This window comes from Cellulomonas composti (genome assembly GCF_007990245.1).
GTDB classification, from domain to species: Bacteria; Actinomycetota; Actinomycetes; order Actinomycetales; family Cellulomonadaceae; genus Cellulomonas; species Cellulomonas composti.
In genome coordinates this window covers 256,016-272,802 of sequence record NZ_BJWG01000001.1, presented here as the reverse complement: position 1 = coordinate 272,802, position 16,787 = coordinate 256,016, and the positions used below count along the sequence as shown (strand labels likewise).

General features: G+C 74.2%; 16 protein-coding genes and 1 tRNA gene. 14 read left to right on the top strand and 3 right to left on the bottom strand.

Going from position 1 to position 16,787, the window contains the following annotated elements; all coding sequences use genetic code 11:
* Positions 1-10: 10 nt before the first annotated feature.
* The 13 genes from CCO02nite_RS01265 (at position 11) to CCO02nite_RS01200 (ending at position 11,652) form a co-directional block, all read left to right on the top strand.
* Complete coding sequence (locus CCO02nite_RS01265; protein ID WP_146841191.1) at positions 11-961, top strand: site-specific tyrosine recombinase XerD; 951 nt, start codon at positions 11-13, stop codon at positions 959-961.
* Positions 962-1,060: 99 nt separating this feature from the next.
* Positions 1,061-1,915, top strand: coding sequence for a ParA family protein (locus CCO02nite_RS01260; protein ID WP_371862460.1), 855 nt, complete (start codon positions 1,061-1,063; stop codon positions 1,913-1,915).
* Positions 1,899-2,861 (top strand): segregation and condensation protein A, encoded by a 963-nt coding sequence (locus CCO02nite_RS01255; RefSeq protein ID WP_222593107.1) that lies wholly within the window; start codon positions 1,899-1,901, stop codon positions 2,859-2,861. The genes CCO02nite_RS01260 and CCO02nite_RS01255 overlap by 17 nt, the downstream gene beginning before the upstream one ends.
* Positions 2,858-3,565 carry an SMC-Scp complex subunit ScpB gene (gene scpB, locus CCO02nite_RS01250; protein ID WP_246117257.1) on the top strand — a complete coding sequence of 236 codons (708 nt, stop codon included), beginning with the start codon at positions 2,858-2,860 and terminating at the stop codon, positions 3,563-3,565. Before CCO02nite_RS01255 ends, scpB begins: the two co-directional genes overlap by 4 nt.
* Before the next feature lie 410 nt (positions 3,566-3,975).
* A complete protein-coding gene (locus CCO02nite_RS01245; protein ID WP_307724021.1) occupies positions 3,976-4,758 on the top strand; it encodes a pseudouridine synthase in 783 nt (260 codons plus the stop codon).
* A complete protein-coding gene (locus CCO02nite_RS01240) occupies positions 4,755-5,864 on the top strand; it encodes a prephenate dehydrogenase (RefSeq protein WP_146841184.1) in 1,110 nt (369 codons plus the stop codon). The genes CCO02nite_RS01245 and CCO02nite_RS01240 overlap by 4 nt, the downstream gene beginning before the upstream one ends.
* Positions 5,861-6,559, top strand: coding sequence for a (d)CMP kinase (gene cmk, locus CCO02nite_RS01235; protein WP_146841182.1), 699 nt, complete (start codon positions 5,861-5,863; stop codon positions 6,557-6,559). Before CCO02nite_RS01240 ends, cmk begins: the two co-directional genes overlap by 4 nt.
* Positions 6,556-7,236 carry a lysophospholipid acyltransferase family protein gene (locus tag CCO02nite_RS01230; protein WP_146841180.1) on the top strand — a complete coding sequence of 227 codons (681 nt, stop codon included), beginning with the start codon at positions 6,556-6,558 and terminating at the stop codon, positions 7,234-7,236. Before cmk ends, CCO02nite_RS01230 begins: the two co-directional genes overlap by 4 nt.
* A gap of 59 nt (positions 7,237-7,295) precedes the next feature.
* Positions 7,296-8,798: a ribosome biogenesis GTPase Der gene (der, locus tag CCO02nite_RS01225; RefSeq protein ID WP_146841178.1), complete on the top strand. Its 1,503-nt coding sequence runs from the start codon at positions 7,296-7,298 to the stop codon at positions 8,796-8,798.
* The gene (locus CCO02nite_RS01220; protein WP_246117256.1) at positions 8,795-9,850 is read left to right on the top strand and encodes a hypothetical protein; all 1,056 of its coding nucleotides are present in this window, start codon (positions 8,795-8,797) and stop codon (positions 9,848-9,850) included. Before der ends, CCO02nite_RS01220 begins: the two co-directional genes overlap by 4 nt.
* A gap of 27 nt (positions 9,851-9,877) precedes the next feature.
* Positions 9,878-9,951, top strand: a tRNA-Pro gene (locus CCO02nite_RS01215).
* A gap of 307 nt (positions 9,952-10,258) precedes the next feature.
* Positions 10,259-10,990, top strand: coding sequence for a dienelactone hydrolase family protein (locus CCO02nite_RS01205; RefSeq protein ID WP_146841175.1), 732 nt, complete (start codon positions 10,259-10,261; stop codon positions 10,988-10,990).
* Positions 10,991-11,034: 44 nt separating this feature from the next.
* Positions 11,035-11,652, top strand: coding sequence for a YdeI/OmpD-associated family protein (locus CCO02nite_RS01200; RefSeq protein WP_146841173.1), 618 nt, complete (start codon positions 11,035-11,037; stop codon positions 11,650-11,652).
* Between the two features lie 14 nt (positions 11,653-11,666).
* Here the strand turns inward: CCO02nite_RS01200 and CCO02nite_RS01195 are convergent, their stop codons facing one another.
* Positions 11,667-12,221, bottom strand: a complete 555-nt coding sequence (locus CCO02nite_RS01195) for a helix-turn-helix domain-containing protein (protein WP_146841172.1) — start codon at positions 12,219-12,221, stop codon at positions 11,667-11,669.
* A gap of 81 nt (positions 12,222-12,302) precedes the next feature.
* Between CCO02nite_RS01195 and CCO02nite_RS01190 the strand changes: the two genes are divergently transcribed.
* On the top strand, positions 12,303-13,889 hold the full coding sequence (locus CCO02nite_RS01190) for a bifunctional NAD(P)/FAD-dependent oxidoreductase/class I SAM-dependent methyltransferase (protein ID WP_146841171.1): 1,587 nt from the start codon (positions 12,303-12,305) through the stop codon (positions 13,887-13,889).
* A 13-nt stretch (positions 13,890-13,902) separates the two neighbouring features.
* Here CCO02nite_RS01190 and CCO02nite_RS01185 read toward each other — a convergent pair whose 3' ends face one another.
* Positions 13,903-14,988, bottom strand: a complete 1,086-nt coding sequence (locus tag CCO02nite_RS01185) for a lysylphosphatidylglycerol synthase domain-containing protein (RefSeq protein WP_186812538.1) — start codon at positions 14,986-14,988, stop codon at positions 13,903-13,905.
* A complete protein-coding gene (locus tag CCO02nite_RS01180) occupies positions 14,985-16,784 on the bottom strand; it encodes an SLC13 family permease (RefSeq protein ID WP_146841169.1) in 1,800 nt (599 codons plus the stop codon). The genes CCO02nite_RS01185 and CCO02nite_RS01180 overlap by 4 nt, the downstream gene beginning before the upstream one ends.
* Positions 16,785-16,787: the final 3 nt, after the last annotated feature.

Below are 16,787 nucleotides of genomic sequence, written 5' to 3'. Positions count from 1 at the left end.
GGGTCCGTCCGTGTCCGTCGAGGCGCCCGCCGAGGCGCTGAGCCGCTGCCTGCAGACCTATCTCGCGCACCTGGCAGTCGAGCGCGGGCTCTCGACGAACACGGTTGCCGCCTACCGCCGCGACCTCGGGCGGTACGTCGTCTTCCTCGTCGGACGCGGTCGCCGTGTCCCCGCGGACGTCGTGGAGGCCGACGTCGAGGACTTCCTGCTCGCGCTGCGCACCGGCTCGGACGGGCGCGCGGTGCTGTCCGCGTCGTCGGCGGCCCGTGCCGTGGTCGCGGTGCGCGGCTGGCACCGGTTCTGGGTGCTGGACGGCGTGACGTCCGACGACACCGCCCGCGCGGTGCGCCCACCGGCCCAGCCGAAGCGACTGCCCAAGGCGATCTCGGTCGACCAGGTCACACGCCTCATCGACGCCGCCGGCCTGGGAGAGGGCCCGGTGCCGCTGCGCGACCGCGCCCTGCTCGAGGTCCTGTACGCGACCGGTGCGCGGATCAGCGAGACCGTGGGCCTGGACGTCGACGACGTCGACCGCAACCCCGACCGTGCCGCCGTCCGGCTGCTCGGCAAGGGCGGCAAGCGGCGCATCGTGCCGCTCGGGTCGTTCGCGCTCGAGGCGCTCGAGGCGTACCTCGTGCGTGGCCGGCCCGCGCTGGCCGCGGGGGGCCGGGGCACGCCCGCGGTCTTCCTCAACGCCCGGGGCGCACGGCTGAGCAGGCAGAGCGCGTGGGCGGTGCTGCGCACGGCCGCCGCGCGGGCGGGCCTGGGCGACGTCGAGCACGTCTCGCCGCACACGTTGCGGCACTCGTTCGCGACGCACCTGCTCTCCGGCGGCGCCGACGTGCGGGTGGTGCAGGAGCTGCTCGGCCACGCCTCGGTCGCCACGACGCAGGTCTACACGCTCGTCACGCCCGACGCGCTGCGCGAGGTGTACCGCACGTCCCACCCCCGCGCGATCTGATGCCCGCGGGCTCGTCGGCAGGCGCCGGCGCGAACCCGACGAGGTCGCGTGCGCGCCGCCGGACCGCGACGGCGCGGCTCCGGTAGGTTGTGCGACGTGGTGAGCGCGACGCAGCAACAGGACGCCGTCGGTCGTCCCCTGGTGGACTTCCCGGTGCCGGCCCCGTTGGGATCGCACGGGCCGGCGCGCGTGATCGCGATGTGCAACCAGAAGGGTGGCGTCGGCAAGACGACGACCACCATCAACCTGGCCGCCGCGCTCGCCGAGTACGGCCGACGCGTCCTCGTCGTCGACTTCGACCCGCAGGGCGCCGCGTCGGTGGGGTTCGGGGTGAGCCCGCACGAGCTCGACCAGACGGTCTACAACCTGCTCATGGAGCGCGATGCGCGGCTCGAGGACGTCGTGCGCACGACCGCGATCCCCGGGCTCGACCTACTCCCGGCCAACATCGACCTGTCGGCGGCCGAGGTGCAGCTCGTGGGCGAGGTGGCCCGCGAGTCGGTGCTCTCGCGGGTGCTGCGCCCGGCGCTCGACGACTACGACGTGGTCCTCGTGGACTGCCAGCCGTCGCTGGGCCTGCTCACCGTCAACGCGCTCACGGCCGCGCACGGCGTACTGATCCCGCTCGAGTGCGAGTTCTTCGCGCTGCGCGGCGTCGCACTGCTCATCGAGACGATCGAGAAGGTGCGCGACCGGCTGAACCCGCGCCTCGAGGTCGACGGCATCCTCGCCACGATGTACGACTCGCGCACGCTGCACGCCCGCGAGGTCGTCGCGCGCGTGCACGAGGCGTTCGGCGACCAGCTCCTGCAGACGGTCATCAACCGGACCGTGAAGTTCCCGGACGCGACCGTCGCGGCCGAGCCGATCACCACCTACGCACCCACGCACCCGGGTGCGGAGGCCTACCGGCAGCTCGCGCGCGAGCTCGTCGCCCGTGGCGACGCCGCCTGACCCGGGCGTCGCGGCAGAGCTCGCCGACGGATCGGCCGCGCCCGCGGGCACGGCCGGGTTCGAGGTCCACCTCGACAACTTCAGCGGACCGTTCGACCTGCTGCTGGGCCTGATCGCGAAGCACAAGCTCGACATCACCGAGGTCGCGCTCGCGCGCGTGACGGACGAGTTCATCGGCTACATCCGGGCGGCCGAGGCGGACTGGGACCTCAACCGGGCCTCGGAGTTCCTCGTCGTGGCCGCCACGTTGCTCGACCTCAAGGCCGCCCGCCTGCTGCCGTCCGCGGACGTCGAGGACGCCGAGGACCTCGAGCTGCTCGAGGCGCGCGACCTGCTGTTCGCCCGGCTCCTGCAGTACCGCGCGTACAAGCAGGTCGCCGCTCACCTGGCGCAACGGTTCGCCACCGAGGGTCGGCGCTTCCCCCGGCAGGTGGCGCTCGAGCCGCACCTGGCGGCGTTGCTGCCGGAGCTGGTCTGGCAGATCGGGCCGGCCGAGCTCGCGGTGCTCGCCGCGCGCGCGACCGCCCCGAAGCCGCCGCCCCCCGGGGTCGACATCAGCCACCTGCACGCCCCGCGCGTGAGCGTGCGCGAGCAGGCGGCGGTGCTCGTCGACCGGCTGCGGCACCACGGCACGACGACGTTCCGCGCGCTGGTCGCGGACGCCGACGGGACCGTCGTGGTCGTCGCCCGGTTCCTCGCGCTGCTCGAGCTGTTCCGCGAGGGAGCCGTCGGGTTCGAGCAGGTCACGCCGCTGGGGGAGCTGTCCGTGCGGTGGACCGGGACGGCCGAGGGCGACATCGCGGTCTCCGACGACTTCGACCAGCTCGACACGACGCAAGGATCCGAGGGCGCACCCGACGCGCCGTCCGACGACGAGCCTGACCTGACGTCCGGGACGACGTCCGATGCGGTGGCCCCGCCCCCGACTGCCGAGGAGGACCAGTGAGCGACCAGATGGCACCCGACCTGCCGCCGTCCGACGAGATCCTTCCCGACGAGGATGCGCGCGCGGCCGGGCCCGAAGACGCAGTGCCCGGAGATGCAGTGCCCGACGAGCTCGCGTTCGACGTCGAGGACCTGCCCGGCGGCGCGCTGGCCGCGCTCGAGGCGGTGCTGATGGTCGTCGACGAGCCCATCTCGGCCGTGCGGCTGGCGACGACGCTCGCGCTGCCGACGACGCGTGTCGAGGAGCTGCTCGAGGAGCTGGCGGCCGACTACCGCGGCGAACGCGGCGGCCGACCACGGGGCTTCGAGCTGCGACGCGCGGGTGAGGGCTGGCGCGTGTACTCGGCACCGCCGTACGCGGACGTCGTCGGACGGTTCGTGCTGGACGGCCAGAGCGCACGCCTGACGCAGGCCGCACTCGAGACGCTCGCCGTGATCGCCTACCGCCAACCGGTGACGCGCGGCCAGGTCTCGGCGGTGCGCGGCGTCAACGTCGACTCGGTGGTGCGGACGCTCGGCGCGCGCGGGCTCGTCGCCGACATGGGCACGGATCCGGTCACGGGCGCGGTGCTGTACGGGACCACGGGATACTTCTTGGAGAGGCTGGGGCTCTCGGGTCTGGACGACCTGCCCCCGCTCGCGCCCTACCTGCCTGATGTCGAGGCACTGGACGGCGTGGACGACGAGATCGGAGACGGGTCATGAGCGACCAGCAGCGCGGCGCATCGGGCGGTTCCAGGGGCAGTTCCAGGGGTGGCTCCAGGGATGGTGCGCGCGGCGGCGGGTCCGCGGGGGGCCGTCCGCAGGGCGGCGGTTCGCGGGGCGCGTCGTCGGGCGCGCGGTCCTCGTCGGGCAGGCCCACGGGCGGACGGCCGACGGGCGGCAGGCCCACGGACGGCAGGCCTACGGACGGCAAGAGCGCCGGCGGCAAGCCTGCGACCGGGAGGGCTGCCGGCGGCAGGCCCGCATCCGACAAGTCCGCATCGGGCAAGTCCGCATCCGGCAAGTCCGCTACGGGCAGGTCGGGCGGCGGCAAGCCCACCGGTGGTTCGTGGTCGACCGGCAAGCCCGGGGGCAAGGCCCCGGCGCGCCGTGCTGCGGGTCCGAGCCGACCCGTGCAGCAGCGTTCGCCGAAGCGACCGGCGCCGCTCGTCGAGGTCGACGTGCACGATCCGGACGGTGTGCGCCTGCAGAAGGTCCTCGCGGCCGCGGGCATCGGATCGCGCCGTGCGTGCGAGGACCTCATCGCGAACGGTCGGGTCGAGGTCGACGGGCAGGTCGTCACGGAGCTCGGCGTGCGGGTGGACCCCAAGCGCCAGCCCATCCACGTCGACGGCATGCGCGTGCAGCTCGACGAGTCGATGGTGACGATCGCCCTGAACAAGCCCAAGGGCGTCGTCTCGACGATGCACGACCCCGAGGGTCGACCGTCGATCGGGCAGTACGTGGCAAACCGCGAGGAACGGCTGTTCCACGTCGGTCGGCTCGATGCGGACACCGAGGGTCTGATCCTCCTGACGAACGACGGCGAGCTGGCCAACCGGCTCTCGCACCCGTCGCACGGCGTCGCCAAGACCTACCTGGCCGAGGTCGAGGGCAAGGTCACCGCGGCGACGGCCGCGAAGCTCAGGCGCGGTGTCGAGCTCGAGGACGGGCCCGTGGCGATCGACACGGTGACCGTGGTGCAGGCGCTCTCGCACCTCAGCCTCGTCGAGCTCACGCTGCACGAGGGCCGCAACCGTGTGGTGCGGCGGGTGTTCGAGGAGGTCGGCCACCCGGTCACCAAGCTCGTGCGCACGCGCATCGGCCCGATCCGGCTGGGCGACCTCAAGCAGGGTCGCACGCGGGTGCTCTCGAAGACGGAGGTCGGCTCGCTGATGACCCAGGTGGGGATGTGAACGCAGCGACACGCGGGCCCGTTCTCGTCGTGGGCACGGGGTTGCTGGGCACGTCCGTCGGGCTGCGTCTGACGGCGCTGGGCGTCGACGTCCGGCTGCAGGACCCGTCGCGTACGGCGGTGGCGCTCGCGCGGGACGTGGGTGCGGGCCGCCCGACCGCGCCCGACGACGACGAGCCCGCGCTGGTCGTCGTCGCCGCACCGCCCGACGTCACGGCGGACGCGGTCGCCGCGCAGCTCGGCGCCCACCCGCACGCGGTCGTCACGGACGTCGCATCGGTCAAGGGCCACGTGCTCGCCCAGCTGGAAGCGGCGGGCGCCGACCTGAGCCGCTACGTCGGCTCGCACCCGATGGCGGGGCGCGAGCGTTCGGGCCCGTCCGCGGCGGTTCCTGACCTGTTCCTCGGGCGGCCGTGGGTGATCGCCCCCTCGCCCGTGACGACGTTCGACGCGCAGCTCGCGGTCCGTGAGCTCGCGGTCGACCTGGGTTCGGTTCCGGTCGTGATGGCGGCGGACGCGCACGACGCCGCGGTGGCCGCGGTGTCGCACGTGCCGCAGGTCGTCGCGTCGCTCGTCGCCGCACGTCTCGTCGCTCTGTCCGACGACGCGCTCGGGCTGGCCGGTCAGGGCCTGCGGGACGTGACCCGGATCGCGGCGTCCGACCCCGGGCTGTGGACGTCGATCCTTGCGGCCAACTCGGCCGCGGTCGCCCCGGTCCTGGCGGCGTTGCGCGACGACCTGGACGGCGTGCTCGCGGCCCTCGCGGTCGCCGACGAGGCCACGGGACCGGAGTCGGTGCGCACCGGCACGCTGCTGTCGATCGCCGACCTGGTCGCGCGCGGCAACGACGGCGTCGCGCGCATCCCGGGCAAGCACGGCGGCGCGCAGCGGCAGTACGCCGAGGTCACGGTGCTCGTGCCCGACGAGCCGGGCGAGCTCGCTCACCTGCTGCAGGACGTCGGCGACGTCGGCGTGAACCTCGAGGACCTGCGCATCGAGCACGCGGCGGGTCGCCCCGTCGGGCTGGCCGCGATCTCGGTGCTGCCGAGCAGCGTCGAGCATCTCGAGGCGGAGCTGTCGGAGCGGGGCTGGAGGGTCGTGCGGTGAGCGGGCTGGTGGTGGCGATCGACGGACCGTCGGGTTCGGGCAAGTCGAGCGTGGCGCGCGGGGTCGCGGTCGCGCTGGGGCTCGCGTACCTCGACACGGGTGCGATGTACCGCGCGGCGACGCTGTGGTGCCTGACCCAGGGCACGCCGCTGACCGATCGTCACGCGGTCGCCGAGCAGGTCCGGGCGCTGCCGCTCGAGATCGACCTGGACCCGGCCGCGCCGGCCGTGCGCGTCGCCGGCGAGGACGTGTCGGTGGCCATCCGGGCGACCGAGATCTCGTCGGCCGTGAGCGCGGTCGCGACGAACCTCGAGGCGCGTGCGGAGCTCGGTCGGCGGCAGCGGACCGTGATCGAGGACGAGAGCACCGGCGGCTGGTCGGGCGGGCGCGGGGTGGTCGCGGAGGGGCGTGACATCACGACGGCGATCGCGCCCGACGCGGACGTGCGCGTGCTGCTCACGGCCTCGGAGGCCGCCCGGCTCTCGCGGCGCGCCAAGGAGCTGCACGGCAGCGACGACGAGGCCGCGGTGGCGGCGACCCGCGACCAGGTGGTGCGCCGCGACGCCGACGACGCGACGGTCGTCGAGTTCCAGGTCGCTGCCGACGGCGTCGTCACGGTCGACTCGTCGGACCTGAACCTGGAGCAGACCGTGGCGGCCGTGCTCGACGTCGTGGCCCAGGTGGCTCCCCGGTGACCGACGTCCCGTCGCCCCGGGGTCCGCGCTGGTGGCGCTGGCTCGGGGTGCTGCTCGCGCGGGTCGTGTGGGGGACCCGCGTGTCCGGCCGCGACAACGTGCCTCGTAGCGGTCCCGTCCTGCTGGCGGCCAACCACACAGGCGTGATCGACGGACCGATCCTCGTCGGTGCCGCGCCCCGGCCCACGCACGTCCTCGTCAAGGAGGAGATGTTCCACGGTCCGCTCGGGCTGCTGCTGCGCTCGGCGGGCCAGATCCCGGTGGACCGCGAGGGCGGGCGGGGTGCGCTGACCGCGGCGCTCGGTGTGCTGCGCCGCGGCGGCGTCGTCGGGATCTTCCCCGAGGGGAACCGGGGCAAGGGCGATGCCTCGGGCGCACGCGCCGGGATCGCCTGGCTCGCGCTCAACGGTCACGCGCCGGTCGTGCCCGTCGCGGTCCTGGGCACCCGCCGCACGGGCGAGTCGGTCGGGCACGTGCCGGGCGCCCGTCGTCGGCTCGCGGTGGTGTTCGGCCCGCCGGTGAGCATCGAGCGACGACCGGGCGCGACGGGTCGTGAGGCGCTCGCCGAGGCGAACGAGCGGATCCGTGAGGCACTGGCCGCGACCGTCGCGGACGCCGTGGCGACGACCGGTCTCGCGCTGCCGGCCGACGACCCGAACCGGACCGTCGACGCCTGACCGGGCGCCCGCGGAGCGTTGCGGCGTCCGACGCGCTCGTCGTCGGGGACAATGGCCACATGAGTGAGACCGAAGCCGAGTTCGTGCTGCCCGAGAGCGACGAGGCGATCATCCTGCCCGACGAGGCGGACGACGCCGACCGTGAACGGGCGCTGCGCGCCGGTCTCGCCGACTACGACCTGGGCGACGAGGACCTCGCACTGCTCGAGGGCGACCTCGACGACAAGGACTTCGACGGCTCGGGTCGCGCGCTGCCCGTGCTCGCGGTCGTCGGGCGGCCGAACGTCGGCAAGTCGACCCTCGTCAACCGGATCCTCGGCCGCCGCGAGGCCGTCGTCGAGGACAAGCCCGGCGTCACGCGCGACCGCGTGAGCTATCCCGCGGAGTGGGCGGGGCGGCGCTTCACGCTCGTGGACACCGGCGGCTGGGAGGTCGACGTCGCGGGGATCGACGCGCGCGTCGCCGAGCAGGCGGAGGTGGCGATCGCACTGGCCGACGCGGTCGTGTTCGTCGTGGACGCGACCGTTGGCTCGACCGACACCGACGAGCAGGTGGTCCGGCTGCTGCGCCGCTCGGGCAAGCCCGTCGTGCTGTGCGCCAACAAGGTCGACGGACCGGCGGGGGAGGCCGACGCCGCGACGCTGTGGGGCCTCGGTCTCGGTGAGCCGTACCCGGTCTCGGCGCTGCACGGCCGCGGCACGGGAGACCTGCTCGACGCGGTGCTCGACGCCCTGCCCGAGGTCTCGGCGCACGGAGTCGTGCTGCCCGACGGCCCGCGCCGCGTCGCGCTCGTCGGACGGCCGAACGTGGGGAAGTCCTCGCTGCTCAACAAGGTGCTCGGCACCGAGCGCGTGGTCGTCGACTCCGTCGCGGGCACGACCCGCGACCCCGTCGACGAGCTCGTCGAGCTCAAGGGCATCCCGTGGGTGTTCGTCGACACCGCGGGCATCCGCCGGCGCGTGCACCAGACCTCCGGCGCGGACTTCTACGCGAGCCTGCGCACGCAGGCCGCGATCGAGAAGGCCGAGGTCGCGGTCGTCTTGCTCGACGCGTCGACCGAGCTCACCGAGCAGGACATCCGCGTGGTGCAGCAGGTGATCGACGCGGGCCGCGCGGTCGTGATCGCCTACAACAAGTGGGACCTCATGGACGAGGACCGCCGCCCGTACCTCGAGCGCGAGATCGAGCAGGAGCTCGTCCAGGTGCGCTGGGCGCCTCGCGTCAACATCTCCGCGAAGACCGGCTGGCACGCCGACCGGCTCGTGCCCGCGCTCGAGCGCTCGCTCGCGTCGTGGGACACGCGCATCCCGACCGGCCGTCTCAACGCGTTCCTCGGCGCGCTCGTCGCGGCGCACCCGCACCCCCTGCGCGGCGGCAAGCAGCCGCGCATCCTGTTCGCGACCCAGGCGTCCACCCGGCCGCCGCGGTTCGTGCTGTTCACCACCGGCTTCCTCGACCCGGGCTACCGCCGGTACATCGAGCGTCGCCTGCGCGAGACGTTCGGCTTCGAGGGCTCGCCCATCTCGATCGGCGTGCGGGTCCGGGAGAAGCGCAAGCGGTGACCGGCCCGTGGGGCACGAATGGTCCGGCGCAGCGTGCGCCGAACCCCGTGCGCCGCGCGCTGCTGCGGCTCGGCCTGCCGCGCGCCCCTGCGGGCGGTCGGCACCTCATGGCGTTCCTCGTCGTGGCGGTGCTCACGGTCCTCGTGACGCGCGGCGCGCTGGCCGCGTCCGGCTACCCGCAGGTCGGCGGGTCCGGCCTGCACCTGTCGCACGCGCTGTGGGGTGGCCTCCTCATGGCCGTCGCGTTCGTGCTCATGCTCTCCTTCGCAGGTCCGGTGGTGCGGCCACTCGGCGCGCTCGTCGGCGGCGTGGGGTTCGGTCTGTTCGTCGACGAGATCGGCAAGCTCGTCACGTCGGACTACGACTACTTCTACGCGCCGACCGCGGCGCTCGTGTACATCGTGGTCGTCGGCCTGGCGCTGCTCGCGGAGGCACTCGATGCCCGCAGCCGCCCGGTCCCGGCCGAGCAGCTCGCCGGTGCGACCGACCGTGCCGTGGCGGGCCTCGCGGGCGGCCTGACCTCGCGCGGGCGCCGGCACGCCGACGAGCAGGCCGACCGTGGGCGCGGCGCCCCGGGGTACGACGAGGTCGTCGCGCTCGTCGCCGCGGTCCCCGACGGCGGCGGCGGGCTGCCCGACCCCGTCGCGTGGGTGTCCGACCACGTCGTGCGCACCACGCGGCGGCTGGTGCGCGAACGGTGGGTACCGACCGTGGCGGTGGTCGTCCTCGTCGTCGCGGCCGCCCTGGCCGTCTGGCGCGGTCTCGCCGCCGACGCCGACGCGCCCCGGTGGGCCGTCGTGATGCTCGTCGCCGGCGGTGCGCTGACCGTCGTCGGCTGTGTCGTCGGCCTCGTCGTCGCGCAGGCCGACCGGGAGCGCGGGTTCACCTGGTTCCGGCGGGCGACCCTCGTGAGCCTGCTGGTCACACAGGTCGGCCTGTTCCGTCTCGACGAGTGGGCCGCCGCCGGGGGACTGGTCCTCGACCTCGTCGTGCTTGGCCTGGTCGCCGCGGAGCTGGACGTCCTGCGCAGGTCACCCGCGCGGGTGGGGTAGGCTTTCCGCGGTCCTTGCGGGGACCATCGGGCTGTGGCGCAGCTTGGTAGCGCACTTGACTGGGGGTCAAGGGGTCGCAGGTTCAAATCCTGTCAGCCCGACCGATGTACGCAGGTCAGAGGCCGTTTCCGTTCCGCGGGAACGGCCTCTTCTGTGTCGAAGGAGCAGCCGGCCGCGGTCGTGAGACCCGGCGGCTCGTCGGCCGGTGGATCGACCCGGCTGTGCCCGGGATCGACGACACCGCCCGGCGGCCCCGTCGTGTCGCAATGCTAGCCTCGACCGGATCGTGCGACAGGACGAGGAGGTGGGACCCGTGAACGGATCGACGTGGGCGCTCCTCGTTGGGGCCACGGTCGGGCGGTAGGTCGTCCGGGAGCGCCGTCCAGCGCACTCCTGAGAGGCACGACCATGCACTTCAGCTCCGAGACGCGACGCGACGACGGCGTCGTCGAGCGCGACTTCACCATCGGTGAGATCCCCGGTGTCCTGTGGACGCCCGAGGCCGCACCCACCCCCGTCCCGCTCGTCCTGCTCGGCCACCCCGGCGGGCTGAGGACGATGCGTCCACGGCTTGCCGCCCGGGCCCGGAGCGCCACGCGCGACGGTCTCGCTGCAGCGACCATCGAACTGCCCGGCAGTGGCGAGCGACCCCGGGGGGCGAAGGTCGATGCGGTGCGGGCAGAGCTGCGCCAGGCGCTGCAGACCGGCGAGCCGGTCACGCCCGAGATCGTCGACCGGCTCGTCCTGCCTCTCGTCGAGCAGGCCGTCCCGGAGTGGCAGACGTGCCTCGACGCTCTCCTCGAGCTGCCGGAGATCGGCGGTCCGGTCGGCCTCTCGGGAGGGGTCATCTCCATCGGCGTCCGGCTGGCGGTGGTCGAGCCGCGCATCGCGGCGGCGGTGCTGTTCGCCGGGAGCTTCGTGCCGCGCGTCGTGCTCGAGGAGGCTCGTCGGGTCACGGTGCCCGTGCACGTCCTGCTGCAGTGGGACGACGAGGGCAACGACCGCCAGGTGGCCCTGGACCTGTTCGACGCCCTCGGCTCCCCGGAGAAGAGCCTGTACGCCAACCTGGGCGGGCACACAGGCGTCCCGGCGTTCGCGGGCGAGGAGGCGGCGCGGTTCCTCGCCCGGCACCTGCGGTAGCAGCTGTCCGACGAGTGTCGGTGCCCTGACCTACGCTTCGACCGGTGAGCGACGTGGAGCATGGTGACGAGCATGGTGGCCAGGGCGAGGCGCCGCCGCTCGTCGTGGCGGATGCGGCGGCGTGGCGGGCCTGGCTCGACGAGCACGAGGGCGCGTCCGACGGGGTGTGGCTCGTGCTGGCCAAGAAGGGGACCGTCGAGCCGACCTCGCTGACGTACGACCAGGCGCTCGAGGAGGCGCTGTGCAGCGGCTGGATCGACGGGCAGCGGCGCTCGCTCGACGTAGCCACGTTCCGGCAGCGGTACACGCCGCGACGGCGCAGGTCGATCTGGTCGCAGCGGAACGTCGCGCTGGTCGCGCGGCTCGTCGACGAGGGGCGGATGCGGCCGCGGGGCGCGACCGAGGTCGAGCAGGCCCGCGCGGACGGCCGGTGGGACCGGGCGTACGCGGGGTCGGCGAGCGCCACGGTGCCGGCGGACCTCGAGGCCGCTCTCGCGGCCGACCCGGTGGCGCGCGTCGCGTTCGACGCGCTGGACAGCCGCAACCGGTTCGCGGTGCTGCACCGCGTGACGACCGCGCCGAGCCCGACGAGCCGAGCGGGCAAGATCGACCGACTCGTGGCCATGCTCGCGCGCGGCGAGGTGCCCTATCCGCCCACCTGAGGCGGCACCGCCGCTCAGGTGCGGACGTGGGTGTGCTGCTCGACGCCGGCCTCGTTGAAGATGCTGAGGATCTGGGCCGGCCGCGACCCTGCCGCCGACATCGCGTGCGGGATCCGGGTGTCGAAGTCCGCGGCCTCGCCGCGGGTGAGGACCAGGTCCTGGTCGCCGAGGCGCAGGCGCAGCCGGCCGGCGAGCACGTACAGCCACTCGTAGCCGTCGTGCGTCTTGAGCGACGGCGGCACGTCGACGGGTGCGTGGGTCGCCTTGAAGGTCTGGATCGGCGCGCCCTCGGGTGTGAGCGGCACGATCTCGAGGCCGTCGCGGCGCACGACGGGGCGACGTACGCGCGGGTCCTGCACCGGCGGGCGCACGAGGTCGTCGATGCGCAGGCGCAGCTCGCGCGTGAGCGGGATGAGCAGCTCGAGCGTCGCCTGCCGCTTGCCCTGCTCGAGGCGCGAGAGCGTGCTCGGCGACATCCCCGCCCGCCTGGCGAGCTCGTCGAGCGTCCAGCCGTTGGCGCGACGGGCGACACGTAGCCGGGCGCCGACCTGGTCCAGCCCGTCTGGCACGGGTGGTCTCCTCACCTCTCGATCTTGCCGATTCGGCAAGATGGTTTGCGTCGGGTCCATCATGCGCCCGACGCTGGCCGCATGGAGGACGAGACCTGGGACGTCGTGGTGGTCGGTGGGGGAGCAGCGGGCCTGAGCGCCGCGCTCATGCTGGGACGGGCGCGGCGCCGCGTGCTGGTGCTGGACGCGGGTAGCCCGCGCAACAGGTTCGCCGCGCACATGCACGGCGTGCTGGGCCACGACGGGCTGGACCCGCTCGAGCTGCTGGCGCGCGGGCGGGCCGAGGTCGCGGCCTACGGCGTCGAGGTGCGGCCCGGCACGGTCGATCACGTCACGCAGGACGAGGACGGCGTCACCGTCGAGGCGGGCGAAGACCGGCACCGCGCCCGGGCGCTGGTCGTCGCGACAGGGGCGCGCGACGAGCTGCCCGACGTCCCCGGCCTCCCGGAGCACTGGGGCACGGGTGTCCTGCACTGCCCCTACTGCCACGGCTGGGAGGTCCGCGACCAGCGGCTTGCGGTGATCGTCTCCGCGCCCGGTGCGACGCACCAGGCCGAGCTCGTGCGGCAGTGGAGCGACCGGCTGACGGTCGTGGTCACACCCGGTGTGACGATCGACGACGACGTGCGCCGTCGGCTGCTGGCGCGGGGCGCCGACGTGGTGGACAGCCCCGTCGTCGAGGTGGCCGCGGTCCACGACGAGGTGCGCGGCGCCCGGATCGACGCGTTGGTGACGCAGGACGGCAAGCGCCGGCCGGTCGACGCGGTGTTCGCCGCGACCGCGCCGCGACCCGTCGACGGCTTCCTCGACGGCCTGCGACTCGCGCGCAGCGTCGGACCGACGGGGGACGTCCTCGACGTCGACGCCAACGGGCGAACGAGCAGCCCGCGGGTGTGGGCGGTCGGGAACGTCGTCGAGCCCCACGCGCCCGTGCCCGTCGCCGCTGCGGCCGGCACACGAGCCGGAGCACAGGTGAACGGCGTCCTTGTCGAGCAGGACGCCGCGGCGGCGCTCTCCGCGCACGATCCGACCAGACACGCCTGGCCGGACGCGGCGCCCGCAAGCTTCTGGGAGGAGCGCTACGCGGGCTCCGAGCGCATCTGGTCCGGGCGGCCGAACGCCGCGCTGGTCGCTGTGGCGGCGACGCTGACGCCGGGTCGCTCGCTCGACCTGGGTTGCGGCGAGGGCGCGGACGTCGTCTGGCTCGCGCAGCAGGGCTGGCGGGCGGCGGGTGTCGACATCTCGCCGACCGCGGTGGACCGCGGCCGGCAGGCGGCCCGCGCCCTGGGAGTTCCGGACGACCGCATCGAGTGGACGGTGGCGGACCTGTCGGCGTGGCACGACGAGGGCGCGTACGACCTGGTCAGCGCCAGCTTCCTGCACTCGCCGGTCACGCTCGACCGGACCACCCTGCTGCGGCGGGCGGCCGCACGCGTGGCGCCGGGAGGACGGCTGCTCGTCGTGTCGCATGCCGCCGCGCCGCCGTGGGCGGGCGCGGACGCGCACGAGCACCACTTCCTCACGCCCGACGAGGAGGTGGCGGAGCTGGCGCTGGACGCCGACCGCTGGGAGGTCGAGCTCGCCGAGGTGCGTGCGCGGCGGGCGGTCGGCCCGGACGGCCGCGAGGCCGAGCTCGACGACGGCGTGCTCGTGCTGCGCCGACGCTGACGCGACGTGCGTCTCAGCCGGTCCGGAGGGTGCCGGCGCGCGACCGCAGGCGCCACCAGGCGAGGGTCGCGCCGCCCATCAGGAGTGGTCCGGCGAGCGTGACGACGCGCCACACGATGGTCGCGGCGACGATCGAGGACTCGTGCTCCACGCCTGCGACGGCCGTCCAGGTGCCGACGAGGACCGCGTCGAGCACCCCGAGCCCGAACAGCGGCATGAGCGTGAGCGGGTAGGCGAGGAAGAACGCGGTCAGGACGTCGAGCACCGTCAGCTCGGCCGTACCGACGCCCACGGCCCGCAGCGAGACCAGCAGCACGAGCGCGTCGACGACGATCATCGACACGAGCGCCAGCAGCGCGGGGGCGAGCCCGCGGCGCAGGCTGTCGGCCGTCTGCGCGCGCAGCCGCACGGTTGCCTGCGCCCACTGCTCGGGGTCGACCGACGAGCGTACGGATCGGACGGCCCGCCCGGCCGTCCGGCCGATCCGGGCCGCGAGCTCGTCGCTGCGCAGGAGCAGGAGCAGCAGCACGAGCATCGTCGTGGCGATCGCGCCGCAGCACAGCGCGACGACCCACTGCCGGTGCTCGACTCCCTCGACGGCGAGCAGCGCGATCCCGACGACCGGCGCGAAGAACCGCGCCGCGTAGAAGGTGAGCATGTTCAGCGTGACCCCGGCCATCCCGAGCACGGGGTCCACGCCCCAGCTCCTGAACTGGGCGACGCGGATGGCGATGTCGCCGGGCGGCGGGGCGAACGTGCCGACGACGTTGGCGGCGAGGTCGTTCTCGAGCGAGCGGGCCAGTCGCAGTCCGGGGACGTAGAGGGCGAGCGGCACGGCGTTGAGCACCTGGCGGGCCAGCAGCAGCGCGAGCAGCGGGACCAGCATCCACCAGTGCAGCAGCGCGAACGCGTCGGCGACGGCGGACCAGTCGAACCGGCCGACGATCCGGACGACCGCGAACCAGGCGAACACCACGACGGCGATCCACAGCGCCGCCTTCAGCAGACGGCGGCGCACGCTCCGAGGCGCAAGGACGGCCGGGTCGACACGGTCGCCCGCGGTCACCGGGGTGAGGTCGGCGGGGCGGGACCGGCTCACGGAGCCCACAACAGCGGGATGAGGCCGACGGCCACGACGAACCAGGCCGCGGTCGTCACGAGGCCCAGCTTCCAGTAGTCGCCGAAGCGGTAGCCCGCCGGGCCCATGACGATCATGTTCGCCGGCGTCGCGATGGGCGTGAGGAACGAGGCGGCGCCCGCGACCGCGACGAGCATGAGCACGGGTGCGACCGCGACACCCGAGTCGTGCGCCGCGGCGATGGCGATCGGGGTCACGACCAGCACGGTCGCGGTGTTGCTGACGACCTGGCCGAGCGCCACCGTCAGCACGAACAGCGCCGCGAGCAGCAACCGCGGCCCGCCGCCGTCGACGAGCGCGACGAGGTGGCCGGCCACCAGGTCGGCCGCGCCGGAGGTGCTGATCGCGACCGAGAGCGGGATCAGCCCGCCGATGAGCACGACGGTCTGCCAGGAGACCGCGCGGTAGACCTGCAGCGGGGTCAGGACGCCGAGCAGGACCATCGCGGTCGCACCCACCAGGCCCGCTATCGCCGGTGTCGTCACCCCGGTCGCGAGCAGCACGACGACGAGCGCCAGCGCGGCCAGCGCGCGCCACGCGGGCGGGCCGAGCGGGATGTTCTGCTGACGGACGAGCTGGGGATCGGCGACGACGAGCACGGTGTCGTCCTGGGCCAGGTCCGCGACGGCCGGCCAGGGGCCGTGCAGCAGGAGCATGTCGCCCTCCGCGACCCGCGTGGGCCTGGGTCCACGATCGCGGCCCAGGCGGTGCACCGCGAGCACGGTCAGCCCGGACCGCACCTGGCCGGGGAAGACCCGCTGGCCGACGAGCGCCGAGCGCGGTGGGACGACGACCTCCGCGACGCCGGCCTCGCGCCCCAGCAGCGCCTCGCGCGTGCGGCGTGTCAACGGGGTCGTGACGATCTCGAGCGCGCACGCGTCCGCGAACCCCGCGACCTGCGCCGGCGTGCCGGTCACGACAAGGACGTCATGGGCCAGCACGGCGTCGCCGACGTCGCCGGGATCCCCGTCGGCATGCTGCACCCCGACGAGCGTGAGCCCCTCCGGCAGCACGAGCTCCGGAACCGGTACGCCCTGCAGACCCGATCCCGGTGCGACCCGCAGCCGCGTGAACCCCACGTCCAGGCGGTAGTGCTCGAGCACGGTCTCCAGGTGGTCGGACACGTCGAGCACGGAGCCCTGCGGTGCGCGGTGGGGGAGGAGTCGCTCGCCGAACAGGACCGCGATCGCCACGGTCACCAGCAGCAGCGGCAGGCCCATGAGCGCGAACTCGAAGAACCCGAAGGGTGCACCGGTCTCGTGGCGAAGCGCGTCGGAGACGATCACGTTCACGGGGCTGCCGGACAGCAGCAGCAGCGCGCCGGTGCTCGCCGCGAAGGCCAGCGGCAGGAGCAGGCGCGACGGCGCGAGGCCCGCGCGGCGGGCCGCCAGCACGACGACCGGCAGCAGCGCCGCTGCCGATCCGTTGGGCGTGACGAGCGCGGCGAGCACGGCGGACAGCATCATCACCGCGAACACGATGCGCGCCCGGTCGGTGCCCGCACGTCGCACGAGCTCGCGCCCCGCCCATGCCGTCACGCCGGACGCCTCGAGCCCGCCCGCGATCACGAACAGGCACGCGATGAACACGACGACCGGGTCGCCGAAGCCTGCGACGGCCGCGCCGGCGTCGAGCACGCCCGTGACATACAGCGCGAGCGCACAGCCGATCGCGACGACCTCGACCGGAAGACGGTTCCAGACGAACAGCGCGACGGTCACAGCCAGCACGACGAGGCTCGTCGTGGCGTCGTCCACGTA

What these genes read in the sequence shown, in the direction of transcription:
- der (WP_146841178.1), top strand. Translation starts at nt 7,296, where the DNA reads ATGAGTGAGACCGAAGCCGAGTTCGTGCTGCCCGAGAGCGACGAGGCG.
- CCO02nite_RS01205 (WP_146841175.1), top strand. Translation starts at nt 10,259, where the DNA reads ATGCACTTCAGCTCCGAGACGCGACGCGACGACGGCGTCGTCGAGCGC.
- CCO02nite_RS01190 (WP_146841171.1), top strand. Translation starts at nt 12,303, where the DNA reads ATGGAGGACGAGACCTGGGACGTCGTGGTGGTCGGTGGGGGAGCAGCG.